This window comes from Qipengyuania sp. S6317L1, assembly GCF_023015615.1.
GTDB lineage: Bacteria > Pseudomonadota > Alphaproteobacteria > Sphingomonadales > Sphingomonadaceae > Erythrobacter.
Genome location: NZ_JALKAJ010000002.1, coordinates 67888 through 93744 on the forward strand (window position 1 = coordinate 67888; position 25857 = coordinate 93744).

Here is a 25857-nt window from a genome sequence, read left to right on the forward strand (position 1 = left end):
GATTCGCACATCATGGGCGTTTGGGGAAGCGATACACGAGCAGGCAATCTCTGCAAATTCACGCCCGCCCGTGTCGCAGGGGAACGGGCGAAATGTTACAAAATCAATGGACAAAGAGCGGCGCCGGCGACCTTGTGATGGCCTAATTTGAAAGAGCGCTCGCCCTTTTGCGGCATTCTGTTAGCGTTGCCACATTCTTGCCGTGATTCGGGGTGCGCCGGCAGGACCTTCTTTGCGCTCCATCCACCAACTGGGATCATGCCGTATCGGGCACACGCTCCCATCGAGGGGAAGATTTAATGAAAAAAACCAACTTTGCTTCGCTGCTCGCCGTTTCTGGCGGTCTGGCCCTGGCAACCGCTGCTTGCTCGGCTCCTGCTGAAGACGCTGACACGATGGCTGACGAAACTTCGGTTGAAGAAGCTGTCGAAGCCGAAATGGCCGAGGGCGAAATGGCTGAAGGCGAAATGGCCGAAGGCGAAATGGTCGAAGGTGAAATGGCCGAAGACGAAATGGCTCCGTGCGAAGGCGCCGATTGCGGAGCTGCATAAGCTCAAGCAAAGCGCATTACGACGCTGTAATTCGACCGGGGGCAACATCATGGTGCCGCCGGTCGTTTTGTATCTGGCGCCCATATTTGATTGCAATTGAGGCTGTTACTATCGCTGCCCAATCGCTAAAACCTGCCGCGATGACTACCGCAGCCGCCTCAATAACCGGTGCAGAGACTGCGCCTAAACCTGCGATGAGCGAGGTAGAGGCCGCCGCTATCGTGATCGAGACGATCACACAGATGGCGCAGGAGCAAAAGCCACTGATGCTGCGCGTGGTACCGCAAGACGGCGCAACCTTCTGGACCCATTATCCCAAGAGCGATGCGCGCGACAAATTCTGCAAGAGCCGCTGGTATTATCACGTCCATGCGCCGGGCAACCGGGACACGGACGAACACGGCCATTTCCACCTTTTCCTCCACCGCACGCAATTGCCCGAAGGGCTGGAACCTAAGGTCTGGCCACCCCAGGGCGAAGACGCGCGCGCCCATGTGACGCATCTGATCGCGCTTTCGATCGACACCAATGGCATTCCGCACAGCTGGTTCACGACCAATCGCTTCGTGACCAATGAATTTCTTTATCCCGCCGATGTCATGATCGAACACCTGCCCGACTTTAGCGTCGATCACACGCAAGAGGACGGTCTGGTCAACCGCTTCGTGACCGCCATGGTTGCGCTTTATCGCGAAGAGATCGCGCAGCTTTTACGCGAGCGTGATCAGCGCCAAGCCGAACTTGTCGCGGAATACGGCGTCGATGCCTATGCCAAAGAGAGCGGCGTTGAAGTGTTGGGCCAGATCGCAATCGATCTGGACGCGAAGCTGGGATCGCTTGATCTGGAATAGCGCGCTATTTGCGAACCGCCGAAATCAGGAATTCCACATTGCCTTGCGGGCCGGTGATCGGACTTGTCACGATGCCTTCGATTGTCCAGCCAAGCCCTTCTAACCACTCGCGAACTTCACCGCATACACGTTCATGCAGAGCGGTATCACGCACCACACCGCCTTTTCCGACTTCGTGTTTTTCGACCTCGAACTGAGGCTTGATCAGCGCGACCAACCGGCACTCTTGCGCCGCCAGTTCGAGCGGGCGTTCGAGCACTTTTGCAAGCCCGATAAAGCTCGCATCGCACACGACGAGGTTGCAGTCCTTGTCGATATGATCGCGGGTCAGGATGCGTGCGCTGGTCTGTTCATGCACGGTGACGCGTTCGTCCTGGCGCAGCTTCCATGCCAGCTGATTGGTGCCCGAATCCACTGCGAAGACATGATCCGCCCCGCCCTGCAACAGCACATCGGTAAAGCCGCCGGTCGAACTGCCGATATCCATCGCCACAGCGTCCGCGACATCGATCCCGAAGTGCTCTATTGCGTGCGCCAGCTTGATCCCTCCGCGGCTCACCCAGGGATGATCGCGCCCGCGCACATCGAGATCGGCATCTTGTGCCACCTGTTGCCCGGGCTTTGCGACCTTTTGCTCGCCCACGAACACCACACCCGCCATGACCAGCGCCTGAGCGCGCGTGCGGCTTTCGGCAAGACCGCGCTCGACCAGCAGGTGATCCACGCGAGATTTGGGTGATTTCGGCGCTTTAGTCATAGACGCGCGCAGCGTTAGCGCGCATTTAGGCGCTATGAAAGCAGCTTACTTCACCGCCGCGGGCGCGCTTGCCCTGACATTCGGAATTGCGGCCTGCGTTGCGGGCCCTGATATGCCAGAGCCAGGGGCGACGCCCACCCCTGCTCCGGTCGCAAGGCCCGCCCCGCCGCCAGCGCCTACGCCGCCCCCGATTGTTCGCGAGCCTGTTTTCGAAAACTATCTCGACGCGCCGCAAACGCCGGGGATATGGCGCTATGCCGATGAGCGGGACGAGAGCTTCGCAATGTTCATGAGCACTGAGACAGCCGGACCGGCCTTCATGGTGCGATGCGCTGGCGGTCAGATTGCACTGGCGCGCTTCACGCGGGGGCCTTCACGCTTGCCGCTGGCAATGGAAGTTCAGACCGAAACGACGAGCCGCTCTCTTTCTGCAAGCCCCATCGAGGGCCGCCCGATTGTGGCAGCCACGCTGTCTGCGCAAGACAGTTTGCTCGATGCAATGGCGATCACAAAAGGCCGCATCGCGATCGGTGTCGAGGGTGAACACACGCTCTACCTACCTGCATGGGCAGAGATCACGCGCGTGATCGAGGATTGCCGGTAGAGCTGTTTGCTTTTCGAAAGCGCATCCGCGCTTTCGTCCTCGGTGCTATTCCCTACGCTACGCTGCGGACAACTAGCGCGGACGCGCTCGCGGATGCGAGTGCGCGAACAAAGACCCTCCCCTTCCGATTCTATACATTAATATCCACAGGCTTATGCACGCTGCGTCCCCAGCCTTATCCACCTGGGCTGTGTGAATCAAAAAGCGCCCTCGGGAAACCCTCGGGCGCTTGATACTCAGACCACTGAGCGACAGCGGCCGAGTATGACGTGGGAAAAGATAATTTCAAGTCTTGCGAAGAGGCCTGTGAAGATTCACATATAGTGGCGAGGCCAGCGGCGAACGCGGCTCTCGGCTCCCCCGGTGATCGGCAGGGGTCTTGGCTTAATAGCGCGAAAGGAGGTGATCCGATGTCTCATGGTTCAGTAGAGAGGTCGGCAAGTTTCCGCGCGAGGCATACTCGGTAATTTCGGCTACCGAGTAAGGCTTCGTGAGCGGCGCTTACCGCCGCTGACCATGAAAGGGTCAATCCTCCTACGGGCGAGGATTGGCCCTTTTCATTTGATTGGAAAGCAACTGCGCATTATCGGCGTTTCCCATGCAATTTACGTCACTCCCACACCCCTCGCCCTCCCCTGATGCAGAGCGTCTGTCGCGCATTGCCGATCCCGGTTTTGGCAAGGTGCACACCGATCACATGGTGGTGATCGATTATGACGCGGACAAAGGCGGGTGGCACAAGGCGACGCTTGGCCCGCGCGAACCCATCGCGCTCGATCCGGCGGCATCGGTGCTGCATTATGCGCAGGAGATTTTCGAGGGCATGAAAGCCTTCCGTCACGAAGACGGCGGGCTCGCCATGTTCCGGCCAGAGCAAAACGCGCGCCGCTTTAATGCAAGTGCGCGCCGCATGGCGATGCCCGAAATCCCCGAGGAATTGTTCCTCGAAGCGGTCAAATTGCTGGTCCAGAAAGACGCCAATTGGTTGCCGGAGGTCGAAGGCGGCTCGCTTTACATCCGGCCCTTTATGTTCGCCTCCGAGGCTTTTCTCGGCGTGCGTCCGGCAACGCAATACAAATTCGTCGTGATCCTCGTATCCAGCGGCAATTACTTCAAGGGCGGCGTCAATCCGGTCAAGATCTGGGTCAGCCAGGACTACGTGCGCGCTGCCCCCGGCGGCACAGGCGCTGCCAAGACGGGCGGCAATTACGCGGCATCTCTGGTGCCCCAGGCCGAGGCGATTGCGAACGGCTGCGACCAGGTGGTGTTCCTCGATGCGATCGAACACAAATGGGTCGAAGAATTGGGCGGCATGAACCTGTTCTTTATCCGCCGCGATGGCAGCGTCATCACCCCGCCGCTGACCGGCACGATCCTCCCCGGCATCACCCGCGACAGCCTTATCGCCATGCTGCGCGAAGAGGGGCTTGAGGTGCGCGAGGAACCCTATTCGATCACCCAATGGCGCGAGGAAGCGGAAAGCGGAGAGCTTTTGGAGACGCTCGCTTGCGGGACAGCGGCGGTCGTAACCCCCGTTGGAACAGTAGCCTCCCCCTCGGGCGAGTTCACCATCGGCACCGGCGGCATCGGCCAGATGGCCCAGAAAATGCGCGAGAAGCTCGTGGGCATCCAGAACGGCAAAATCGAGGACCAGCACGGCTGGGTCATGCGGGTTTGAGCCATGGCGGCCAACACATACACAGTCGCAGCCCTCTACTGCTTCACGCCGTTTGATGACCCCGCGGCGATCCGCGAGCCATTGCTTGCGCTCTGCGAGGAGGCGGGGACCAAGGGCACGCTCCTGCTCGCGCATGAAGGCATCAACGGCACCATCGCTGGAAGCGACAATGCAATCGGCGCGGTGGTGGATCATATCCGCTCGCTCCCCGGATGCGAGCGGCTTGAGGTCAAATATTCGACCGCTTCGGAAGAACCCTTTGCCCGCATGAAAGTGCGGCTCAAGCGCGAGATTGTCACTATGGGCGAACCCGGCGTTGACCCGCGCGCCTCTGTTGGCCGCTATGTCGCGCCCGAGGATTGGAACGCGCTTATCTCCGACCCCGACACCATCGTCATCGACACCCGCAATGACTATGAAGTCGCCGTGGGCACGTTCGAGGGCGCGGTGGACCCGGAGACGACCTCTTTCCGCGAATTTCCCAAGTGGTTCCGCGACAACCGCGAGGAATTGCTTGAGGGCAAGAAGAAGGTCGCAATGTTCTGCACCGGCGGTATTCGCTGCGAGAAATCGACGAGCTTCCTTCGGGGTGAAGGCGTGGACGAGGTCTATCACCTCAAGGGCGGCATTTTGAAATATCTCGAAACCGTGCCCGAAGATGAGAGCAAGTGGCACGGCGACTGCTTCGTTTTCGATGAGCGCGTGACGGTCAAACACGGGCTTGAAGAAGGCGACTATCACCTTTGCCGCGCGTGCCGCCGCCCGATCACGGACAAAGAGATGACGCATGAGCATTATGTCGAAGGCGTCTCGTGCCCCCATTGCTACGATGAAAAGAGCGAGGCCCAGCGCGCCCGCTATGCCGAGCGCCAGCGTCAACGTGATTTGGCAAAGCAGCGCGGAGAAAAGCCCTGAGCCAAGCTCCCATCCTCTACTCCTTCCGCCGCTGCCCCTATGCGATGCGCGGGCGCATGGGGCTTTGGATTGCAGGGATTACGGTGACCTTGCGCGAGGTGAAACTCGCCAACAAGCCTCCCGAATTGATCGAAGCGAGTCCCAAGGCGACCGTGCCTGTGCTTGTGCTAGATAGTGGCGAGGTGATCGACGAAAGCATCGCGGTTGCCCGCTGGGCGCTCTTGCAAAACGATCCCGAAGGCTGGCTCGCAGGCGACGACGCCGATCTGATCGCTGAGGCAGATGGCGCGTTCAAGCACCACCTCGACCGATACAAATACCCCAATCGTTATGAGGACGAGCCGGGGTTCGGGGAAGTCGATCATCAGGCCGAGGGGCTCAAAATCCTGCAAAAATGGGACGCGCGTCTTAGCGAGCACGGCCAGATGTGCGGCCCCGAACGCACCCTTGCCGATATCGCGCTCTTCCCCTTCATCCGCCAGTTCGCCAACCACAATCGCGACTGGTTCGATGCGCAGGATTTGCCCAACTTGCACCCATGGCTCGAAGCGCATCTTGCGTCCGATCTGTTTAGGAACGTCATGCCCAAGTTCACACCTTGGAAAAGCGGCGACGAGCCGGTGTGGTTCGGAGAAACAGACTAGGCTCCCGCTTAGGCATATTTTTACCAAGCCTCTTTATATCGAAGGCATGGAAACGCTCACTCCTTCCTTTTCGGTCGTTCCGGATATGGTCCGAAACGAAGTTTTCTTCAAAGTATCCGGTCTTTGGGATGCCGACGTGCTCGCCGATTTCTCGCGCGAACTGTTGCTTCAGGCCAAGCCATTCTACTCCGCAGGGATCAAGATGCGCGTGCTTGGTGATTTGACCGGCTTCGTCACGCAGAAGCGCGAAATCGCAGACGGTATTCGCCTCGTGGTGCACGAATCAGCAAGGCTCGGGGTCATTCGCACCGCAATCGTCGCAGATTCAGCGCTCGTCACGATGCAATACAAGCGCATCAATAGCGGCATCAATCTCGAGATATTTGGTAACAGGGCCGAAGCAATCGCCTGGCTCAGAAGCTGATCAGACTTCAGGCAGCCAGCGCAGCCTTAAATTCATCAATCACCCAACTGGTCGCCGGGCCAAGCACAGTGTCGCGCCGCCACAGCGCATAAAGCGGGTAATGACCGCCGGGCTCTTCGGGAAGATCGAGTTCAACCAGGCGCCCGCCTGCCAGATCATCCGCCACCATGGCGCGCGGCATATTGCCCCAGCCCAGCCCCTCTTTCAAAAGCGAATGCTTCGCCGACAAATCGCCCAGCCGCCATGTCAGCGGGCTCAGCACTGAAAACTCGCGCCCCTTGGTTCGGGTGGACCGGTCCGAGAGCACCAGTTGCAGGTGCTTGCGGCTTTCACCCGGCGCAATATCGGCGGCGGCGAGCGGATGGTCAGGCGCGGCGACGGGGATTAGATCCACCTTTCCCAGAGCCTGCCGCTCAAGGCCGAGCTCATCGCTCACCACCGGGCCACCGATGGCGGCCTGCGCGCCCTCCTCGATCAGGCATTGCGCCACCGCGCCGAGCCCTTCGACCCGCAAGCGCAGGGCAACGGTCGGATACCGTTCGCGAAAGGCGGCGAGGATGCGCGCGGTCACATCGCCCGGCACCATGACATCGACCACAAGTGCCAGATTGCTTTCGAGCCCTGCGTGCAAGGATCGCGTCTTCGCAAGCAGGCTATCGACCCCGTCCGCGACATGGCGCGCTTCTGTCAAAAGCCCCTCGCCCGCCTTGGTCAGGACCGGCTTTCGGGAGCCTTCGCGTTCAAACAATGTGACCGCTAGCTGCGCCTCCAACTGTGCAATTCCATAGCTGATCGCAGACACGGCGCGGTTCATGCGCCTCGCCGCTGCGCCAAAGCTTCCTTCCTCCACCACGGTCAGGAAGATGCGCAGATGGTCAAGACTGGGTTCGCCAAGCTTCATGGGTTCATGTTCAGATAATTTGAACATTTTAGCAAGTTTTATCGCAGTTACTTGTTCGATGAAACACCCCTAATTCCTTGCTCAACAAAGCGAGGAACGCGCTCTGCAACGAGGCGTCCTTCTCAAGGAACAGGAGTTACATCCATGACAAAGCCCATTGTTGAACTGCGCCCTTTTGAGAGCCTTGGCAGCGCAAACCACGGCTGGCTCGACGCGCATCACCACTTTTCCTTCGCTGGCTATCACGATCCGGCCCGCGTGAACTGGGGGTCCTTGCGTGTGTGGAACGATGACACCATCGCTCCGGGCACCGGCTTTCCCCCGCATCCGCACTCGGACATGGAAATCATCACCTACGTTCGCAAAGGCGCGATCACGCACCGCGACAATCAGGGCAACGAAGGTCGCACCGAGGCTGGTGATGTTCAGGTGATGAGCGCGGGCAACGGCATCCAGCACTCTGAATACAACCGCGAAGACGAGGACACGCAGATCTTCCAGATCTGGATCATTCCAGACCAGCGCGGCGGCACTCCCGATTGGGGCGCGCGCGCCTTTCCCAAGGGGGATCGTGCCGGCTCTTTCGTGCCTCTGGCAAGTGGTTCGGCCAACGATAACGAAGCCTTGCCCATCCGCACCGATGCGCGGGTTCTGGGCGCAACGATCAAGGCCGGAACCAGTGTCACCTACGAGGTCGCTGACGCCTCGCGCCACCTCTACCTCGTGCCAGCACAAGGCAAGGTCCGCATCGAAACCGTCGAAGCCAATGCACGCGACGGTGTGGCAATTACGGGCACCAGGAGCGTGACTGTCACCGCGATCGAAGACAGCGAAGTCGTCCTCGTCGACGCCGCCTGAGACGCATCCCCCCGGGGCCGGCCCTTCCCTTACCCCCACAGGCCGGCCCCACCCCTTTCATTCAACCCGTTTCAGGAGCTTTTCCCATGACCCATATCCTTCACATCACCGCCAGCATCCGCAACGATGACAGCGTTTCAAACAATCTTGGCAGTGCCCTTGTCGAGAAACTTTCCGCGCAAGAGGCGGCGACCGTGACGCGGCGCGATCTTGCGACCGATGATCTGCCCTATCAAAGCTGGGAGCGGTTTAACGCAGGGCTCACCAGCCCGGATGAGCGCAGCCCGGAGCAATCCGAACTCGCCGCGCTGGCCGACACGCTCATTGGTGAGCTTCAGGCCGCCGACACAATCGTGATTTCATCACCGATCTACAATTTTGGCGCGCCTGCAAGCGTCAAGGCGTGGGCCGACCTTGTCGCGCGCGCTGGCACCACGTTCAAATACACCGAGAATGGTCCCAAGGGCCTGCTGGAAGGCAAGAAGGCCTTTATCACCATCGCATCGGGCGGCACGCCGGTCGGCTCGGACATCGACTTCATGTCCGGCTGGCTCACTTTCTTCCTTGGATTTCTCGGCATTGAAGTGGTTGAAGTGATCGCAGCTGACGGGATCATGGGCAAAGACGGCGACGCCAAGATCGACGCCGCGCACGACGAAATCGCGAAGCTCGCGGCCTAAGCCGTCCACCCTCACCAGAAAGGACCAATTGCATGAACACGATCACAGACACATTGCAGCCAAATCCGGCCACGCCCGCTTCAGCCAGCCGGTCGCAAGACGCGGCTGCGCTTGTCGGTCGTCTGCTCCTCGCCAGCCTTTTCATCCTTGCAGGCGTGAACAAGATTGGCGCGGCCGAAGGCACCATCGGCTACATCGCAAGCGTCGGCCTGCCTCTGGCAGAGCCCATCTACTACGCCACCCTCGCGCTAGAGATCCTTGGCGGTCTGATGCTTTTGGTCGGCTACAAGGCGCGATATGCCGCCGCTGCCCTCGGGGTGTTCAGCATCGCTGCGGCCGCGCTGTTCCATGCCGATTTTGCCGATCAGAACCAGATGACATCCTTCCTTAAAAACCTGTCGGTTGCCGGAGGAATGTTTGTCGTGGCCGCCTTTGGTCCGGGCCGTTTCTCACTCGATCGCGGTTAGTCGATCCTCACCCCCCATTTTGAGGATCGCAAAAGGCACCGGGAGGCTTTCGAGCTTCCCGGTGCTTTATTCGGAAAAAGCGTCGTCGGGCAGGCTGTCGCGCAGTTCATTCAACCACACATCGGCCACCGCATCACTTGGGGCGCGCCAATCGCCGCGCGGGCTTAGCGCGCCAGCCGATGACACTTTGGGCCCGTTGGGAATGGCGCTGCGCTTGAATTGGGAGAAGCCGAAGAAGCGCCGCAAGAATGTCTCGAGCCATTTGGCAATTTCGGCAAGGTCATATTCGCGCTTGCGGTGTTCGGACAGGCCATCAGGCCATTCACCCGCCGAGGCGTCGCGCCACGCGTGCCAAGCTAGAAATGCAATCTTGCCGGGATGTTGGCCGTATCGGATACAGTGGTGGATGAAAAAGTCGTGAAGCTCGTAAGGGCCGACGTGCGCTTCGGTGTCCTGAATAGCACCATCTTCGCCCGGCGGCACGAGTTCGGGTGAAATCACCGTGTCGTAGACGCTAAGCAGGATTTTGCTGCAGGTGTCGTCAAACTGCGCGGTTTCAGCCGTCCAGCGGATGAGAAACCGGATAAGCGTCTTGGGAACGCCAGCATTCACGCCGTAATGGCTCATGTGGTCGCCCACGCCATAGGTGCACCAGCCAAGCGCGAGTTCGCTAAGGTCGCCTGTGCCAACGACGAACCCGGAATGTTGCCCTGCAAGACGGAAAAGGTAATCGGTGCGCAGTCCCGCCTGAACGTTCTCGAATGTCACATCATAATGCGGCTCACCTTTTGCAAACGGGTGGCCCATGTCTTCAAGCATTCTGGTGGCAGCCGGCTTGATGTCGATTTCTTCAGCGGTGATGCCGAACGCTTCCATCAGCTTCCAGGCGTTGGACTTGGTCCCATCGGACGTGCCGAAACCGGGCATGGTGTACCCGCGCACCGTGCTGCGCGGCAGGCCCAGCCGGTCACACGCCTTGCACGCAACGATAAGGGCGTGGGTGCTGTCGAGCCCGCCTGAAATGCCGATCACGAGGCTCTTTGCGCGGGTGGCCTGGATGCGCCTTAAAAGCGCATCGACCTGAATGTTGAATGCCTCGTAGCAATCCTCTTCAAGCGTTTTGGGATTGTTGGGCACAAAGGGAAAGCGGCGGATCTTGCGCTCAAGGCCGATGTCGCCCGTGGTGTAATTGTGTTCGAACACGATCCGGCGAAACGTGTCTTCGGGCCGGCCATGGGCCTCTGCGGCGTCAGAGAAGGTCTGATTGCGCATCCGTTCGCCCGCGATCCGGTCGGTGTCGATATCGGTGACGCACAATTCGGCATCGAGATCAAAGCGGACGCTTTGCGCAAGAAGGTCGCCCAATTCGTAGATCACGCCCTGCCCGTCCCACGCAAGGTCCGTCGTGCTTTCACCATGGCCGCTTGCTGAATAGACATAGGCGCAGATCGAACGCGATGAACTGGAGCGGCAGTGCAAATGCCGATCATCGGCCCGGCCAATGGTGATGGGAGAGGCCGAAAGATTGCACAAGATCAGCGCGCCTGCGAGCGCAGCCATCGTTCCCGGAGGATTGGGCGCCCAATAGTCTTCGCAGATCTCGACCCCGAACGTGAAACCTTTAAGATTGGAAGCGGCGAAAATCAGGTCGGTGCCAAAGGGCACTTCTTCGCCGTTGATCCCGATCCACAAATCCTGACAGCCGCGCCCGTGGCTGAAATGGCGCTTTTCATAAAACTCGCGATAGTTGGGGAGGTAGGACTTGGGGATCACACCCAGCACCTCTCCCCCGGCAATCACCACGGCGCAGTTGTAGAGCTTGTTGTTACGGCGCAGAGGCGCGCCCACGATCAGGACCGGCGAAATATCAGCGCTGGCTTCGGCAATCGTTGCAATCGCGGCCTCGCTTGCATCGAGCAGCGCATCCTGAAGCAAGAGATCGTCAATCGCGTAGGACGAGATGCACAACTCGGGATAGACGACAAGATCGACTTGCCGCTCTCCCGCCTTCTTCGCCTCTGCTAGAATACCCTTGGTATTATACGCCACATCGGCGGTGCGGTGGCACGGTGTTGCAGTCGCGACACGGACCATGCCGTGGGCGTGCATATCGTAAAAGGAGTGCGCGTTTTCAGCCATATGCGCCTCCTAGCGGCTATCCGCGAAAGCTCCAAACATTGCGCACTTGGTTACACAAGATCGTCTTTCCTCCGGCCAGCGAAAGCTTGGGGCCAATCCGCTTGCATCGCGCACGAGAAGTCGCCACGTTTTGCCCCGAAGATGAGGGCGCGCAATACCACTTGCCCCTCGCATGAAAGGAAGACGCATCTATGGCTGACCCAACTTACACCCCGCCCGCCGTCTGGAGCGCCGATACCGAAAGCGGTGGCCGCTTTGCCAATATCAATCGCCCGACTGCCGGCGCTCGCGAAGAGAAAGCATTGCCGCGAGGGGAGAACGCGCTTCAACTCTATTCGCTCGCGACACCCAACGGGGTGAAGGCGACGGTCATGCTCGAGGAGCTGATCGAAAAGGGGCACGAAGGCGCAGAATATGACGCCTACACCGTCAACATCGGCGAAGGCGAGCAATTCACCAGCGGGTTTGTCGAAGTGAACCCCAATTCGAAAATCCCGGCGATGGTCGATGCAAGCGGCGAGAAAGACATTCGCGTTTTTGAAAGCGGCGCGATCCTTGTCCATCTGGCCGAAAAGTTCGGCGAATTCCTTCCCACCGATCCAGCAGCGCGCGCAGAAGTGCTTTCCTGGGTGTTCTGGCAGGTGGGCACCGGCCCCTTCATCGGCGGCGGGTTCGGGCACTTTTATGCCTATGCGCCGGAGAAATACGAATATCCGATCAACCGCTATGCGATGGAAACCAAGCGCATTTTTGATGTTGCGAACAATCAGCTTGCCAAGACGCAATATCTTGCGGGCGACGAATATACGATCGCCGACATTGCCAACTTCCCATGGCTCGCGCCGTTCTTTGTCGGCACGATTTACAATGATGCAAAAACATTCCTCTCGATCGAGGAAGACTATCCCCACGTTGGCCGTTGGGTGCGCGAAATTGCCAAGCGCCCCGGTGTTCAGCGCGGCCGCCTTGTCAACAAGGTGTGGGGCGATGAGGACCAGCAATTGCGCGAACGCCATTCGCCCGCCGATTTTGAAGGCAAGAACCTCGATTATACGTTCTGACCGACACTCAACCTGATCAGTCGAATGGGCTGGAAGTTTTCGGGCTTCCGGCCCATTGTCATTTTCGAGAGTGGAGAGGGACCGGAATTTGGCCGATCAGGCGCACAGCGCACAACATGAACGCATCGGCCTTGGTGAAAAGCTTGGCTATGGCGTGGGAGATCTGGCTTCCGGCCTGATGCTGAATTTCTTCGGCTTTTACCTGCTCTATTTCTTCGTGGACCTCGGCGGCCTTGCGCCCGCTGCTATCGGGCTCATGTTTCTCCTCACAAAACTGATCGATGCTGTCACCGATCCGGTGATGGGCATGGTGGCCGACCGCACGCGCACGCGCTGGGGCCGCTATCGGCCTTATATCCTGTTCGGGTCGGTTCCTCTGGGGCTGAGCATGGTGCTGATCTTCAGCGCGCCCCAGGATATGGGCGGCACCGCCCTGCTCATCTGGGCCTATGCGACATACTCGCTGTGCATGCTCGCCTTTACGGTGGCCAATGTGCCCTATGGCGGATTGCTGGGCGTGATTTCCCCCTCCTCGCACCAACGCTCCCGCGTGACCGCCTTTCGCATGTTCTTTTCAGCCTGCGGCGGTATTCTGGTCGGTGCGCTTGGAACAACGCTTGTGCGCGAATTTGGCGGCGGGGATGAGCGGTTGGGCCTGCTGCTTACCGTTTCGTGCATCGCAGCGGTGTCAGTCGCCTGCCTTCTCACCACCTTTGCCACCACCAAAGAGCGCATTCCGCCAACCCCTCAGAACGGATCGGTCAAAGGGGATTTGGGAGTGCTGCTGCGCACAGGTCCGTGGATCGCCGTCGTGATCGCTGCGGTCCTTGGCGTCACCTCCATCGCTGCGCGCGCCTCGACGGCGCCCTTCTTCTTCAAATATGTCGCAGGTGATGACGGAAGCCCGGTGTTCCTGTTCTTTGATCGCCCCGCACTGTTCCTGACCGCGCTTGCGATTGGACAGGTGTCGGGCGTTATCCTTGGCAATTTCCTCGTGCGATGGTTCGAAAAATCGCACCTGCTGATCGGCGCTGGCGCGTCGATGGCGGTGTTTATCATGGTCTTTTACACCTTGCCGCTCGGCGCGGTGTGGCCGCAAACCTTTATGCAGCTCGCCATTGGCATCGGCTTTGGCCTGCTGATGGTTCTCTCCTATTCGATGTTCACTGACATCGCAGAGTATATCGACTGGAAAACCAGACGACAGATGACCGCGCTTGTGATTGCGGCATCGGTGTTCGGGGTGAAAGCAGGCGTTGGGCTCGGCTCGTTTCTTCCCGGTCTCGCGCTCGACCTCACCGGATTTGTTGCAGAAGGCGAGCAGAGCGAAACCGCGCTTTGGGGCATACAGATCGCCTTTGCCTTCATCCCCGCAGGCATCCTAATCCCGGCGGCAGGCGCGCTGTTCTTTTACGGGATTAACCACAAGGTTTTGGCCAAGGCAGAGAGCGAACTTTCGCAGCGCCGCGCGGCGCGTGCATAATTTCTTTAAATCGCCTCTTCACATCCGCGAAAGACCCGCTATATCGCCCCCTCCTGCTGGGGTGTAGCCAAGTGGTAAGGCACCGGTTTTTGGTACCGGCATTCGCAGGTTCGATCCCTGCCACCCCAGCCAGTTTTCCTCACTTGCCGCTCTCAATCACCGCCTCTGCAAGAGCGCGGCCCGAGAGGAATGCGCCTTCGACGCGCGGGGAGTGGAGGTAGTCTCCCGCAATTCCCAGATTTAGCGCCGTATCAAAGCGCGCAGCGTCGCCTTTGACGGCGGCGGGCATGGCGTAGAGCCAGCGATGGGCCACAAGGTGCACGGGTTCTTGCGGCGCCGCGCCTGTTTGCGCGAAGAAATCGGCGAGGAGAAGTTTGGCAGCTTCCTCCTTGGGGGAATCGATGATCTCACGGGATCGCTCCGGTGATGCGTGAAGCACCCAGGTTTCGCTTCCTGTGCGCTGTGGCTTGGCGGAATTGCGCGCCGCCCAGGAAATCCTCGCATCGGCATCACGAAGCCCGTCCGATTCGATGGGTAACCGCTCTTCAAAAGCCACCATCACCGCCCAGCACGGGGCCGATTCGACCCCCGCGGGCACGCTCGCCAGATCATCCGCGACATTGGCGAGGATTTCTGCGGCCTGCTCTGCCGGGACAGCGATAAGGACGGTGTCGGCAGTGAAGCTATCATCGCCTGCATCGACCAACCAACCTTGGTCCAGTCGGCTCAAAGTTTGGCCGCGCACGCCCCAGTGCACATCGTGTTCAATGCCCATGGCGCGAATGGGGCCATTCATTCCGGGAACGCCGACCCAGGCATCCTCGCCCGCCGCCGGCCATGGAGCGACAACGCCCGCCGCGTGCCAGTTGGCCACCACCTCTTTGAATGCAGCGTCCCGTGCGGTGAAATATTGCGCGCCGTGGTCAAAGGACACCGTTGCACCCGAAATCTCCGCACGCCGCGCCGCCATGCGCCCGCCCGGACCGCGTCCCTTGTCCAGAAGTCGCACCTCGCGCCCCGCCTTTTTGAGCGCGTCCGCGCAAGAGAGCCCCGCCATACCGGCACCGATGATGAGAATGTCGCTGTGTGTTCTATCCATGCCGCTTCAATGCGCAGGATAACCATAGGTTTCAATCACAAGCTGCCGGAGGCTCGATTTCGCGCACGATTGCAAGCGCACGATGGTTCGTGCCGCCCGCACCGGGCAGGTTACAGGCTCGAAGAACAAAGCAACGCTGTGCGCCTTCAACGCCATTGATGGCAAAGCGCGCTTCATAAGGCTTGCTTGCCGCTTCATTTTCACGCGCGAACCGGGCGAAATCCAGCGCCGGATCATTGGCCGCCGTCTCGCCACCGAAAAGGGCTTTCAACTCATCCGAAGACCGCTGTGCCCCGGTCACGAAATCATAATGCCATACACCTTGCCGCGCAGTGCCCGGGCTTTCGCGCAAGTTTTCAAGAAATTCGTGAATGGCCTGTGTTTGCGCTTGGGCCTCGCGCCGGACACGGCGGCTTTTCCGGCGTTTTACCGCGACACGGCTCACCGTCACCATCGCCAGAAGGGCCAAAGCGATGCAGCCAAAAAGCAGTGTATCGGTGTCCAGCATCATGCGCAGCACATCACCGCCCACTGCGCTGTCCTCAGCGCGAATGGCAAGCGGTGCGACGGTCGATGGCGCAGCGAGGAGCATGGCCCCGGCCTACCATAGCCAGCGCCGGAATAGCCCCTAGGGACATTACCGAGGTGCGAAGCGGTCTAGGCCGCGTCTGCCGTGCGCTGCTCGCTGGTTTCCGCGTTGAGCATCTCGGCCAGCGCAAAGGCGAGCTCGAGCGATTGCTCGGCATTGAGGCGCGGGTCGCAATGCGTGTGATAGCGGTCGCCCAGTGCATCGTCGGTGATCGCAACCGCGCCGCCAACGCACTCGGTCACGTCCTGACCGGTCATCTCGATGTGGATGCCGCCCGGATGCGTGCCTTCTGCGCGGTGCACGTCGAAGAAGCCTTTGACCTCGGTGAGGATGCGGTCGAAGGGCCGCGTCTTATAGCCGCTGTCCGACTTGATCACATTGCCGTGCATCGGGTCGCACGACCATACCACCGGATGCCCCTCGGCCTTCACGGCGCGCACCAGCTTGGGCAGGCCGTCAAGCACCTTGTCGTGGCCATAGCGCGAGATCAGCGTAATGCGCCCCGCCTCGCGGCCCGGGTTAAGCTCATCAAGCAGCTTGAGAAGCGCATCAGGTTCAAGGCTCGGCCCGCACTTCATGCCGAGAGGGTTCTGAATACCGCGCGCAAATTCAATGTGCGCGCTGCCCGGGAAGCGAGTGCGATCCCCGATCCAGAGCATATGGGCGCTGGTCGCATACCAATCGCCCGTCAGCGAATCCTTGCGGGTCAGCGCCTGTTCGTAAGGCAGCAAAAGCCCTTCGTGGCTAGTGTAGAAATCGGTGCCCTGCAATTGCGGCACGGTGTTGGGATCAACCCCGCACGCTTCCATGAAATCGAGCGCCTCGCCAATGCGATCGGCAGTCTCGGCGAACCTTTCGGTCCAAGGCGTGCGGCCCATGAATTCGAGCGTCCACTGGTGCACCTGGCGAAGGTTTGCATATCCACCGCCAGCAAAGGCGCGCAGCAGGTTCAGCGTCGAAGCTGCTTGCGAATACGCGCGCACCATGCGGGCCGGATCGTTGCGGCGCTGAACAGCGTCAAATTCGATGCCGTTGATGTTATCGCCAAGATAGCTTGGCAGGGTCACATCACCTTGCGTTTCGGTCGGCGAAGAGCGCGGCTTTGCAAATTGGCCAGCCATGCGGCCCACTTTCACCACGGGGCGCTTTGACCCGAAGGTCATCACCACCGCCATCTGCAACAAAACGCGGAACGTGTCGCGGATGTTGTTGGGGTGAAATTCCTTGAAGCTCTCCGCGCAGTCTCCGCCTTGAAGAAGGAAAGCATCGCCCTTGGCGACCTTGGCAAGGTCAGCTTTCAGAGCGCGCGCTTCGCCTGCAAAGACGAGTGGCGGATAGGCAGCGAGCGTCCCCTCTGCCTCAGCCAGTTCGCCTGCGTCCTCATAGTGGGGCAGGTGCTTTGCTTCGAAACTCTTCCAGCTTTCGGGTTGCCAATCTTGGGCCACGGTCAAATCGTCCATTGTTAAATAATCAGGGCGCGCGCCTATCCGCGCGCAGCGCATATGTAAAGCATAGCCCAACTTTGGGGCAATTTAATTTCAAGCGCAGTCTGAACGACGCACTCGATCAGCGCGATCAGCGGCCCGTAGCCTGCGCCGGTAAAGGCGCCGCCACGGGAGCGGTTGAAGCGCCGGCAACCTCCGGAATTTCCCCGAGTTCTGTGCCCTCGGGGAGCACAGCGAGCTTGAAGGGTTCAACGCCTGAGAAATACCTTTGCGCAAGGAATTTCATGATTTCGGGCGTGGTGTTGGAATAATCCGACAGGAGCGAGCGAAGAAGCTCGATACGCTGCGGGTCCTCGCTCGCGCCTTCGAGGTTGTAGAGCCAGAACTGGTTTCCGGTAGAGGCACGCCGCACGCGCTGTCCCAGCGGGCCGGTGACGCGGTTGATCTCGTCTGCCGTGGGTGGATTGGCGGCAAGGTCTGCACCGATCTTTTGTGCTTCGGCAAAGAAAACAGGAACGAATTCAGGCTTCAGTTGGGCAAGAGCGACGATCTTGCCCCCTGCGCTAACGTCGCTGGGCCAGTCGGAATAGGCTTGCGGCGCATAGCTTGCCCCTGCCCGCTCGCGCATCGCATCGAGCAGGCGGTTGCTGAAGATCTGCACCAGGATTTCAAGCTGGCGCGATTCGCGGATACGCGTCATGCCTGCGCCGCTTGGCCATGCCACTGCCGCGGCAGCTTGATCGGCATCGCCCCTATGGGTGACGACCTGCGGAGTGTTTACGCCAACCGGGAAAGCCGGAACGCGCGAGGCAACCTCGGGCGCGATCGCTTCACGCTCCGGCAAAGCGCCGAACGTTGTGCGCAGCTTCTCGATGATTTCAGCCTGATCGAATTCGCCAAAGACGAGCACCTCGATCGGCCCTTGCGCAAGCAATGGTTCCCACACCTCGCGGAAACCCTCTGGCGTGACGCCCGAAAGGGTTTCCGGCGTCGGGATCGCAAAGCGCGGGTCCTTGGCGGTGGTGAGATATTCAAGATCACGGCTCAGCACCGAGGCAGGTCCGGTTGAATAGGTGTTATAGGCAAGCTCTGCGGCTGCCTTTGCCCGGATCACCGGATCTTCGTCCCAGCGCGGGTCGCCCAGCTTTGCAGCGAACAGGTAAAGTTGATCGGCCACATCGCTTGAACGGGTTTGCGCCGTGAATGTGAAAACCGCATCATCAATGTCGAAATTGAACCCGAGCTTGCGCCCTGTCGCGAGGAGGTCGAGCTCATTCTGTCCAAGGTCGCCCAGGCCCGAACCGACAAGCGCGCCCTGCCCCAGATTGGCGTAAACGGCGGTGTCTTCGTCAAATGCGCGGTAGCCGGCGCCAAAGCGCACTTTCACCGTCACGCGGCCCGGCTCTGCATCGTTTGACCAAAGGATCGCATTGACGCCATTGGCGAAGGACACTTTCTGGATGTCGAGAATGCCAAGCGGGCCTTGCTCAGTGATCGTGCCCGGTTCACCGATGGGAGGAAGTTCCTCAAAAGAGATCGCATTATCCGCAAGCCGCGCGGTGTCGTCGATTGTCACCTCACTTGCGAGCGCCAATTCGAGCTTGGCCTTGTCGGCCTCACCGATTGCCGGGGTAACATAGACCGAGCGCACGACGTCGCCTTCAAACAGGGCCTTGGTGCGTGCGTGGACCTCTTCAGGTTTCATCCGGTCCCGCATCCCGCGAAACACGTCGAGCACCACCTGAGGGCTTGCAACGGTTTCGCGAATGTCGACCGCATTGACGATATTATCGGCCAGATCGCGGCCCGATTGAACGCTTTCCTGCTCAACCGAATTGACGAAAGCGACGTCAAATTCGGCTGCTTCGCGGTCAATCTCTTCTTGTGTGGGCGGGTTCGCAATCGCATCGGCGATCACGCCGCGCACATCAGCAAGAGCCGCCTCCCAATCTTCACCCAGCGGCGCAAAAGCGACAAAGGTTGCATCAATCGAGCGCGAGACATCATCCTGATTAATCTGCGCATAAAGATAAGAGCCACCACCACGCGCACGGGTTTCCAGACGGCGATTGATGATCGACTGCGCCAGCGCGTCCAGAAGCAGGCCTTCATTGTATACAATCGTGTCTTCAACCTGACGCCATGGCCGCATGATGGCATAGGTGAGATTGCGCGGAAGATCGGGCTCAACCGCGACCGCAAGTTCGCCAATGGGAAGATCGCTGCCATCCAGCATGGCCGCGCCTTCAGGCGCCACCGGATCGCCGAAATCGGGCGCAATGCCCGGCTCGCCCGTCCCTTCCCAATCGCCGAACCATTTTTCGACATAGCTGGCGAGCACCATCGGGTCGGCATCACCGGCCACCACAATCACGGTTTTTTCGGGGCGATACCAACGGTCGTAAAACGCCTGAACCGAACTGCCTGTGGCCGCCGCCAGAGTTTCATCCGTGCCGATGGGGTTGCGCTCTGAAAGGCGTTGTCCGGCAAAGAAAGTGCGGCGTGTAAGATCGCTTACCCGCAAAGCCGCACCGCCGCGCTCGCGCTTTTCGGCCAAAACGATGGGACGCTCGGTCGCGACGTTTTCATCGCTTAGCACCGGCCCCTTGATCATGCCTGAAAGGAGTTTGAAACTCTCGTCCAGCTTTTCAGGGCCAATGTCGGGAATATCGAGCTTGTAGGCGGTGTGCGTCGGGCTTGTCTCGGCGTTGGCATCCGCGCCAAAGGTCGCGCCCAGACGCTGCCACGCGGCAATCGCCTCGGCTTTGCCGAGATGGGTGCTTTCGCGGAACAGGAGGTGTTCAAGAAGGTGGGCATAGCCCTGTTCGCTATCGCGTTCGTGAAGCGAACCCGCGTCAATACGCACCCGGATCGAAACCTGGTTTGGCGGCACACCGTTCCTGCGCACCGCATAGCGAAGGCCATTGTCCATCTCGCCAAAGACCCACTCGCGGTCGACGGGAACATTGCTTCCCTCGTAAAGCCACGGGGTTTCATCCTCACCCTGAACGGCCTTGGGATCGGGCACTTCGTAGCCTGCAAGCGGGCTCGACAGGAGCACATCTTGTGCCGCGACTGGCGCGGTGAGTGCGAAGGGAACAGCGATAAGGGAGAAGGCAACACTTGCCCGGACAAGAAAGGTCATGGGAAGCATTATAGGGACCCAAGCGATGAAGGACCAGTGAATGTGAGACAAGAATAGCTCACTTGTCGGGGGCGTGTTCGCCACCTATCTTATCACTCATGTTTATCGAGACAGAACGCACCCCCAATCCATCCAGCCTCAAATTCCTGCCCGGACGCACTGTGATGCCCACCGGCACGCGCGAATTTGCATCACCCGAAGCAGCAGAGGCGAGCCCTCTGGCAGAGGCGATCTTCAACACAGGCGAGGTCGTTAATGTCTTTTTCGGTTTTGACTTTGTGACTGTGACCGCAGCGCCGGGCGTAGATTGGAGCGCGTTGAAACCCGAAGTGGTAACGATCCTGCTCGACCATTTTGTATCCGAAGCGCCCCTGTTCGCAGGCGGCAGCGCGGATGGCATTTCGGTCCCCGCCGAAGAAGAGCTTTCCCCCATGGTGGAGGACCGTGAGGAAGATGCCGAAATCATCGCCTCGATCCACGAGCTTCTCGAAACGCGCGTTCGCCCTGCCGTTGCCAGCGATGGGGGCGACATCGCCTATCGCGGCTTTTCCGAAGGCGTGGTCTACCTCACCCTGCAAGGCGCATGTGCCGGCTGCCCGTCGAGCACCATGACCCTGAAACAGGGCATCGAGAGCCTTCTCACCCATTACATTCCCGAAGTTACAGAAGTGCGAGCAGCCTGATGACCCAGCAATTCCACGACCAAGTCCTGAACGAAAAGGCCCTCGCGCAGCTTTTCAACGAGGCGCGCACTTATAACGACTGGCTCGACAAGCCGGTTGGTGACGAACAATTGCACGCGATCTGGGACCTGATGAAGATGGCTCCGACCTCGGCCAATATGCAGCCTGTGCGCATTGTCTGGGTAAAATCCGAAGAACAGAAGAAACGCCTCGCCGGCCTTGCCTCGGAAGGAAACGCGGACAAGATCGTCGCCGCGCCTGTCACCGCCATCATCGGCTATGACATCGACTTTCACGAAGAGCTTCCCTGGCTTTTCCCCCACACCGATGCGAAAAGCTGGTTTGAAGGTGACGAAGAGGGCCGCAAGGAAGGCGCGTTTCGCAATTCCTCGCTGCAAGGCGCCTATCTGATCCTCGCCGCACGCGCGCTTGGTCTTGATTGCGGGCCAATGTCGGGTTTCGACGCGGACAAGGTGAATGAGGCGTTTTTCGGTGACAACCCGCGCCACCGCGTGAACTTCATCTGCTCGGTCGGCTATGGCGACCCGGAAAGCGTTTTCGACCGCTCGCCGCGCCCCGAATTTGGTAAATTCAACCAGATTGTGTGAGCTTCGCGCGACGGAGTGACTTGCGAGCCCGTCTCGCCTTTGGCAGGGCGATGCCATGTCAGTAGCCACGCGCACTCTTGTAATCGACACCGCCAGCGAGGCGTGTTCTATCGCCCTGTTCGATGGACAAAAAGAGCTTGCCGCCGATCACCGCGTCATGGGGCGTGGGCACGCAGAGCGGCTTATCCCGATGATCGAAGCGTTGCCTGATAAGGGGCGCGCGGATCGCATTCTCGTCTCGCTTGGCCCGGGCAGCTTTACCGGCGTTCGTATTGGTATCGCGGCTGCCCGCGCGCTTGGCGTTGCCTGGGGGGCAAAGGTGCTGGGCTATCCAACCCTTGCTCTTGTGGCGGTGCGCGCCTGGCAGCCCGCCCCTCGCCCGGTTACCGTTTGCATGAATGGCGGGCACGGCGAATGGTTCGTCCAGAACTTCACCAATGACATCGCCGAGGGTCCGGTGCACTCGCTCACGCCCGATGATGCACACGCAGCAGGCGCTCACAATGTCATCGTCGGCAACAGAGCCAGGGAATTTGCGGCCCTGTTCGATGACGAACGCCACGCGCTAGACCTCTTGCCCGATGCGCGCGCGGCCCATCTGCTGCACGAAAGCCGGCTGACCAGCAATCTGGCCCCGATCTATGGACGAGAGCCCGATGCCAAACCGCAGGCAAGCGGGAAACCGGCTGGACCGTCCAAATGAGAGACGCTGGCCCCATGAGTGCCCCCGTTTGTGGTGACATAGACCGCATCATGCAGGTGATGGAGGCCGCCTTCGACCCGACCTATGGCGAAGCGTGGAACCGCCAGCAGATTACCGACGCGCTCGCGATGCCGACGACACGGGCGCTGCTGGTGGACGCAGATGGGGCGCGAATTTCCGGCGAAACGGCTCACCACGATTCGGATATGGAAGCCGTGCGGACCGCCGCAGGCTTCGTTCTGACCCGAAAAGCGGCTGATGAGGAAGAATTGCTACTGATTGCGGTTACCCCTCAATTTCGGCGCCGTGGCCTCGGCGAAATCCTTATCCAGCATTTGTTCGACCGCGCCCGCAATGAGGGCACAGCGCACATTTTCCTTGAGATGCGCAGGGGGAATCCTGCCGTCCATCTGTATGAGAAAGTGGGATTTAAACCCATCGGCGAACGGCGAAACTACTACCGGCTTACCACCGGCGAACGGGTGGATGCGATTACTTTCGGCTGCACAATCTAGACATAGATTGTATCCAATAATCGGACATGTTGGCGATTTTTAGGGCTGTGATTGCCCCACGTACTTGCCAATTTTCACGTGTTAAGCCATGCGAACAATATCGGAAAAATCCGAATATAAGAAAAACGAGGAACTCATGCAGAATATAGATATCGAAATGAAAGAGACGTTGATAACGCTAACCAGCGATATCGTTGCAGCCCATCTTAGCAACAACAGTGTGGATGTGGACGCTGTGCCGGGGCTGATCACAAATGTATACGGCGCGCTTTCCGGCCTTGGTGAAGAGCCCGTCACGGTCGAAGAACGACCAGAGCCAGCCGTTTCGGTGCGCGCATCGGTCAAGCCTGATTACATCGTGTGTCTCGAAGACGGCAAGAAGCTCAAAATGCTCAAGCGGTACTTGCGCACCAATTACGACATGACGCCCGAAGAGTATCGCCAGCGTTGGAATTTGCCATCCGATTATCCGATGGTTGCCCCCAACTATGCTGAAAAGCGCCGCGATCTTGCCAAAAAAATCGGCCTTGGCCGCAAGCCTGGTGGTCGCAAAGCCGCGTAAAGCAAGCTGCAAGGTTTGTATCAGAGCATCACCTGCCTGATTGGGGGCGCGGTGATGCTTTGTGCAACCGCTAGCCTTTGCGACATTCTTCAACCAAACATTCTTCAACAGGGGCCACGCTTGAGCATTTGGTCAAGCGTGGGTAGAGAAGAGGCGATCCCCGGCTGGTCTAAGCCGCCCATTTACAAGGATGCCTTGGCGTGAGCCAGAAAATCGACCTCGAACAATTGTGCGCCGAAAAAGGGCTGCGCATTACCGAACAACGCCGTGTGATCGCAAAAGTCCTATCGGAAAGCGACGACCATCCGGACGTGGAATTGCTGCACGAACGCGCTTCAGCGATCGACGACAAGATCTCGATCGCCACGGTTTATCGCACCGTGCGCCTGTTTGAAGAAGCCGGCATTCTCGACCGTCATGATTTTGGTGACGGGCGCTCGCGCTATGAACCTGTGCCAGAGGCGCATCACGATCACCTGATCGATGTGGAAACCGGCAAGGTCGTTGAATTTGTCGACCCGGAAATCGAGGCGCTGCAAAAACAGATTGCCGAAAAGCTGGGGTATCGTCTCGTCGATCACCGCATGGAACTTTACGGCGTGCGCTTGTCGCGCGAAGACTGACCGAGCCAGGTGGGATGAGCCACGATCTAGCCAGCGGGCCGGCGGCCGACACGGGTATTCAAGCCCGCAACGATGAGAAAGCCTGGCAATTGCGCGTCGCGGCCGCGCGCGGCGAGAAAACCCCGATCTCCTTGCTCGGATGGCTTCGGATTATCACGCGCGCATCGCTACTTGCCGTGCTCATCACGGTGATGGTGCCGATGCACTATCTGTTCCGCATCTTCGCCTATGGATCGCCTTTTCCCATGTGGTTCCTGCGCTTTGCCGCGCGGATTTCGGGCGCGAGGGTCAAAGTCCATGGTACCCATCTGAAGCGCGATGTCTTCTACATCGCCAATCACGTTTCCTGGCTCGACATTCTCAGCCTTGCGGGCGCTTGCGGCACCGCATTCGTGGCCAAGGCGGAGCTGGCCCGCGCGCCCCTCGTCGGTTGGCTTGCGAAGATGAACCGAACCGTCTTTGTGAAGCGCGAGGAGCGCATGAGCGTCGCGAACCAGATCAATTCCTTGAAAGAGGCGCTCGCGGACAATTGGTCGGTCACTGTCTTTCCCGAAGGCACCACGACCGATGGGCAGTCACTGCTTCCGTTCAAGACCAGCATGCTTTCCGTGCTCGAGCCGCCGCCACCTGGCGTCATGGTTCAACCTGTGCTGATCGATTATGGCCCGATGGCCGAATGGATCGGCTGGATCGGAGAGGAAGGCGGATTGAACAACGCCAAGAGGGTGCTTGCGCGCAAGGGCACATTTCCCCTGCACATCCATTTCCTCGAGCCGTTCAGCCCGGTCGATTTCCGGGGTCGCAAAGCGATTGGCAATGAGGGACGCAAGCGTATCGAGGAGGCTCTGCTTGATGCCTTGGGAAAGCCGCTGCGCGACTTTGCCCACGACGTGCCGCCAATCCGCTATGAAGCGGATGAGAAGGCCAAGGAGCATTCCATCACAAGGGGTTAAAGCCCTGCTCTGACCAGCCAATCGTGGAACAGCCGCACGGGCCGCGTCTCAAGCGCGGTCGGCTTGCACACGAACCAGTAACTGTATGGGCTGTGCACTTCCGGACCGGGCAGATTGGTAAGGCGGTTGTCGCCTGCCCTGCGCAAGTGGTCATCGTGCATGATAGCGATCCCAAGCCCCTGCGCTGCGGCTTCGAGCATCAAGGCACCTGAATCGTAATGGTCAATTGCCGCCGGCTCCAGATCCTCAAGATCATTTGCCTTCTTCCACGCGACAAAGCTTTCGGGAAGCTCGTTGTGGATGAGGAAGGTTTGCTTGGCGAGCACCTCTTCATTCATCTGCTCGCCAATTACACCAGCGGCCGAGCGCGAGCAGATTGCGTGGACCAGATTGTGATCAAGCCTGACCGCGTGAAGCCCGCTTGCCGGACCGCGTGAAAGGATGATCGCAGCATCGAGCGTATCGCCCACACGGTCTTCGAGATGGGGCGCTGTGTCGATGTCGATGTGAAGCAATGGGTGACGCTTGCGCAATTCACCGAGACGCGGAAACAGGCGTTGAGAGCCGAACATCGGCAAAACGCCCAGACGCAGGCGAAGCAGCGCAATATTGTCCGATTGGCTTTCCACCGCGCGGGCAAGCGCTTCCATATGCGGGTTCACCGCCTCGAAAAAGGCCTGCCCCTCATCGGTGAGCTGCATGGATTGGCGGGCGCGCGTGAACAACTTTTTGCCGACAAATTCTTCGAGGTTGGTGATCCGCCGCGACAGAGCGGACGGGCTCAACCCAATCCCCTCAGCAGCCGCGCGCGCGGAGCCGAGGCGCACTGTGCGCATAAACGCTTCGAGGGCGCGAAGAGGGGGAAGACGACGTGACGGCATTGCAATTAGCTCCTTTGCAAAGAGCTACGACGAGCGCC

The 25857-nt window shown here is 59.6% G+C and carries 27 protein-coding genes and 1 tRNA gene; 20 read left to right on the plus strand and 8 right to left on the minus strand.

Translation table 11 applies throughout. The features are described from left to right. The first annotated feature begins 299 nt into the window (after positions 1-299). Both MWU38_RS01700 and MWU38_RS01705 read left to right on the plus strand, forming a co-directional pair. Complete coding sequence (locus MWU38_RS01700) at positions 300-551, plus strand: hypothetical protein (RefSeq protein WP_247270104.1); 252 nt, start codon at positions 300-302, stop codon at positions 549-551. Positions 552-691: 140 nt separating this feature from the next. Beyond that, complete coding sequence (locus tag MWU38_RS01705) at positions 692-1402, plus strand: hypothetical protein (RefSeq protein WP_247270105.1); 711 nt, start codon at positions 692-694, stop codon at positions 1400-1402. A 4-nt stretch (positions 1403-1406) separates the two neighbouring features. On the opposite strand, the gene MWU38_RS01710 is transcribed toward MWU38_RS01705, so the two are convergent. Continuing rightward, on the minus strand, positions 1407-2159 hold the full coding sequence (locus MWU38_RS01710; RefSeq protein ID WP_247270106.1) for a TlyA family RNA methyltransferase: 753 nt from the start codon (positions 2157-2159) through the stop codon (positions 1407-1409). A gap of 34 nt (positions 2160-2193) precedes the next feature. On the opposite strand from MWU38_RS01710, the gene MWU38_RS01715 reads away from it, so the two are divergent. The 5 genes from MWU38_RS01715 (at position 2194) to MWU38_RS01735 (ending at position 6424) form a co-directional block, all read left to right on the plus strand. Then, positions 2194-2763, plus strand: coding sequence for a hypothetical protein (locus MWU38_RS01715; RefSeq protein WP_247270107.1), 570 nt, complete (start codon positions 2194-2196; stop codon positions 2761-2763). A gap of 598 nt (positions 2764-3361) precedes the next feature. Continuing rightward, positions 3362-4441 (plus strand): branched-chain amino acid aminotransferase, encoded by a 1080-nt coding sequence (locus tag MWU38_RS01720; RefSeq protein WP_247270108.1) that lies wholly within the window; start codon positions 3362-3364, stop codon positions 4439-4441. A 3-nt stretch (positions 4442-4444) separates the two neighbouring features. Beyond that, positions 4445-5356 carry a rhodanese-related sulfurtransferase gene (locus MWU38_RS01725; RefSeq protein ID WP_247270109.1) on the plus strand — a complete coding sequence of 304 codons (912 nt, stop codon included), beginning with the start codon at positions 4445-4447 and terminating at the stop codon, positions 5354-5356. 11 nt (positions 5357-5367) lie between these two features. Beyond that, positions 5368-6000: a glutathione S-transferase gene (locus MWU38_RS01730; RefSeq protein ID WP_348646869.1), complete on the plus strand. Its 633-nt coding sequence runs from the start codon at positions 5368-5370 to the stop codon at positions 5998-6000. A 46-nt stretch (positions 6001-6046) separates the two neighbouring features. Next, entirely contained in the window at positions 6047-6424 is a 378-nt protein-coding gene (locus tag MWU38_RS01735; protein WP_247270111.1) for a hypothetical protein, read from the plus strand. Between the two features lie 7 nt (positions 6425-6431). Here MWU38_RS01735 and MWU38_RS01740 read toward each other — a convergent pair whose 3' ends face one another. Next, positions 6432-7325, minus strand: a complete 894-nt coding sequence (locus MWU38_RS01740) for a LysR family transcriptional regulator (RefSeq protein WP_247270112.1) — start codon at positions 7323-7325, stop codon at positions 6432-6434. 156 nt (positions 7326-7481) lie between these two features. Here MWU38_RS01740 and MWU38_RS01745 point away from each other — a divergent pair, with 156 nt between their 5' ends. The 3 genes from MWU38_RS01745 to MWU38_RS01755 all read left to right on the plus strand — a co-directional run bounded on the left by MWU38_RS01745 (position 7482) and on the right by MWU38_RS01755 (position 9330). Further along, the gene (locus tag MWU38_RS01745) at positions 7482-8183 is read left to right on the plus strand and encodes a pirin family protein (RefSeq protein WP_247271217.1); all 702 of its coding nucleotides are present in this window, start codon (positions 7482-7484) and stop codon (positions 8181-8183) included. Between the two features lie 86 nt (positions 8184-8269). Continuing rightward, positions 8270-8863, plus strand: coding sequence for an NAD(P)H-dependent oxidoreductase (locus MWU38_RS01750; protein ID WP_247270113.1), 594 nt, complete (start codon positions 8270-8272; stop codon positions 8861-8863). 32 nt (positions 8864-8895) lie between these two features. Beyond that, positions 8896-9330: a DoxX family protein gene (locus tag MWU38_RS01755; protein ID WP_247270114.1), complete on the plus strand. Its 435-nt coding sequence runs from the start codon at positions 8896-8898 to the stop codon at positions 9328-9330. 66 nt (positions 9331-9396) lie between these two features. On the opposite strand, the gene MWU38_RS01760 is transcribed toward MWU38_RS01755, so the two are convergent. After that, positions 9397-11469, minus strand: a complete 2073-nt coding sequence (locus MWU38_RS01760; RefSeq protein ID WP_247270115.1) for an NAD(+) synthase — start codon at positions 11467-11469, stop codon at positions 9397-9399. A gap of 191 nt (positions 11470-11660) precedes the next feature. On the opposite strand from MWU38_RS01760, the gene yghU reads away from it, so the two are divergent. The 3 genes from yghU to MWU38_RS01775 all read left to right on the plus strand — a co-directional run bounded on the left by yghU (position 11661) and on the right by MWU38_RS01775 (position 14145). After that, positions 11661-12530 (plus strand): glutathione-dependent disulfide-bond oxidoreductase, encoded by an 870-nt coding sequence (gene yghU / locus MWU38_RS01765; RefSeq protein WP_247270116.1) that lies wholly within the window; start codon positions 11661-11663, stop codon positions 12528-12530. 88 nt (positions 12531-12618) lie between these two features. Beyond that, positions 12619-14013 (plus strand): glycoside-pentoside-hexuronide (GPH):cation symporter, encoded by a 1395-nt coding sequence (locus tag MWU38_RS01770; RefSeq protein ID WP_247270117.1) that lies wholly within the window; start codon positions 12619-12621, stop codon positions 14011-14013. A 57-nt stretch (positions 14014-14070) separates the two neighbouring features. Beyond that, positions 14071-14145, plus strand: a tRNA-Gln gene (locus MWU38_RS01775). A gap of 7 nt (positions 14146-14152) precedes the next feature. Here the strand turns inward: MWU38_RS01775 and MWU38_RS01780 are convergent. The 4 genes from MWU38_RS01780 to MWU38_RS01795 form a co-directional block, all read right to left on the minus strand. After that, the gene (locus MWU38_RS01780) at positions 14153-15112 is read right to left on the minus strand and encodes an FAD-dependent oxidoreductase (RefSeq protein WP_247270118.1); all 960 of its coding nucleotides are present in this window, start codon (positions 15110-15112) and stop codon (positions 14153-14155) included. Positions 15113-15143: 31 nt separating this feature from the next. Continuing rightward, positions 15144-15704 (minus strand): hypothetical protein, encoded by a 561-nt coding sequence (locus tag MWU38_RS01785; protein WP_247270119.1) that lies wholly within the window; start codon positions 15702-15704, stop codon positions 15144-15146. 65 nt (positions 15705-15769) lie between these two features. Further along, positions 15770-17146, minus strand: a complete 1377-nt coding sequence (locus MWU38_RS01790; protein ID WP_247271218.1) for a 3-deoxy-7-phosphoheptulonate synthase class II — start codon at positions 17144-17146, stop codon at positions 15770-15772. Positions 17147-17276: 130 nt separating this feature from the next. Next, complete coding sequence (locus tag MWU38_RS01795) at positions 17277-20291, minus strand: M16 family metallopeptidase (RefSeq protein WP_247270120.1); 3015 nt, start codon at positions 20289-20291, stop codon at positions 17277-17279. Between the two features lie 98 nt (positions 20292-20389). Here MWU38_RS01795 and MWU38_RS01800 point away from each other — a divergent pair, with 98 nt between their 5' ends. From MWU38_RS01800 to MWU38_RS01830, 7 genes are all read left to right on the plus strand, one after another. Further along, positions 20390-20974 carry a NifU family protein gene (locus MWU38_RS01800; RefSeq protein WP_247270121.1) on the plus strand — a complete coding sequence of 195 codons (585 nt, stop codon included), beginning with the start codon at positions 20390-20392 and terminating at the stop codon, positions 20972-20974. Next, on the plus strand, positions 20974-21582 hold the full coding sequence (locus MWU38_RS01805; RefSeq protein ID WP_247270122.1) for a malonic semialdehyde reductase: 609 nt from the start codon (positions 20974-20976) through the stop codon (positions 21580-21582). Before MWU38_RS01800 ends, MWU38_RS01805 begins: the two co-directional genes overlap by 1 nt. A 55-nt stretch (positions 21583-21637) precedes the next feature. Further along, the gene (gene tsaB / locus MWU38_RS01810) at positions 21638-22285 is read left to right on the plus strand and encodes a tRNA (adenosine(37)-N6)-threonylcarbamoyltransferase complex dimerization subunit type 1 TsaB (RefSeq protein ID WP_247270123.1); all 648 of its coding nucleotides are present in this window, start codon (positions 21638-21640) and stop codon (positions 22283-22285) included. 14 nt (positions 22286-22299) lie between these two features. Beyond that, positions 22300-22800 carry a GNAT family N-acetyltransferase gene (locus MWU38_RS01815; protein WP_247270124.1) on the plus strand — a complete coding sequence of 167 codons (501 nt, stop codon included), beginning with the start codon at positions 22300-22302 and terminating at the stop codon, positions 22798-22800. Between the two features lie 136 nt (positions 22801-22936). Next, a complete protein-coding gene (locus tag MWU38_RS01820) occupies positions 22937-23362 on the plus strand; it encodes a MucR family transcriptional regulator (RefSeq protein WP_247271219.1) in 426 nt (141 codons plus the stop codon). A 200-nt stretch (positions 23363-23562) separates the two neighbouring features. Continuing rightward, positions 23563-23985 carry a Fur family transcriptional regulator gene (locus MWU38_RS01825; RefSeq protein WP_247270125.1) on the plus strand — a complete coding sequence of 141 codons (423 nt, stop codon included), beginning with the start codon at positions 23563-23565 and terminating at the stop codon, positions 23983-23985. Between the two features lie 14 nt (positions 23986-23999). Then, positions 24000-24938, plus strand: a complete 939-nt coding sequence (locus MWU38_RS01830; RefSeq protein ID WP_247270126.1) for a lysophospholipid acyltransferase family protein — start codon at positions 24000-24002, stop codon at positions 24936-24938. On the opposite strand, the gene MWU38_RS01835 is transcribed toward MWU38_RS01830, so the two are convergent. After that, positions 24935-25819 carry a LysR substrate-binding domain-containing protein gene (locus MWU38_RS01835; RefSeq protein ID WP_247270127.1) on the minus strand — a complete coding sequence of 295 codons (885 nt, stop codon included), beginning with the start codon at positions 25817-25819 and terminating at the stop codon, positions 24935-24937. The genes MWU38_RS01830 and MWU38_RS01835 overlap by 4 nt on opposite strands. Positions 25820-25857: the final 38 nt, after the last annotated feature.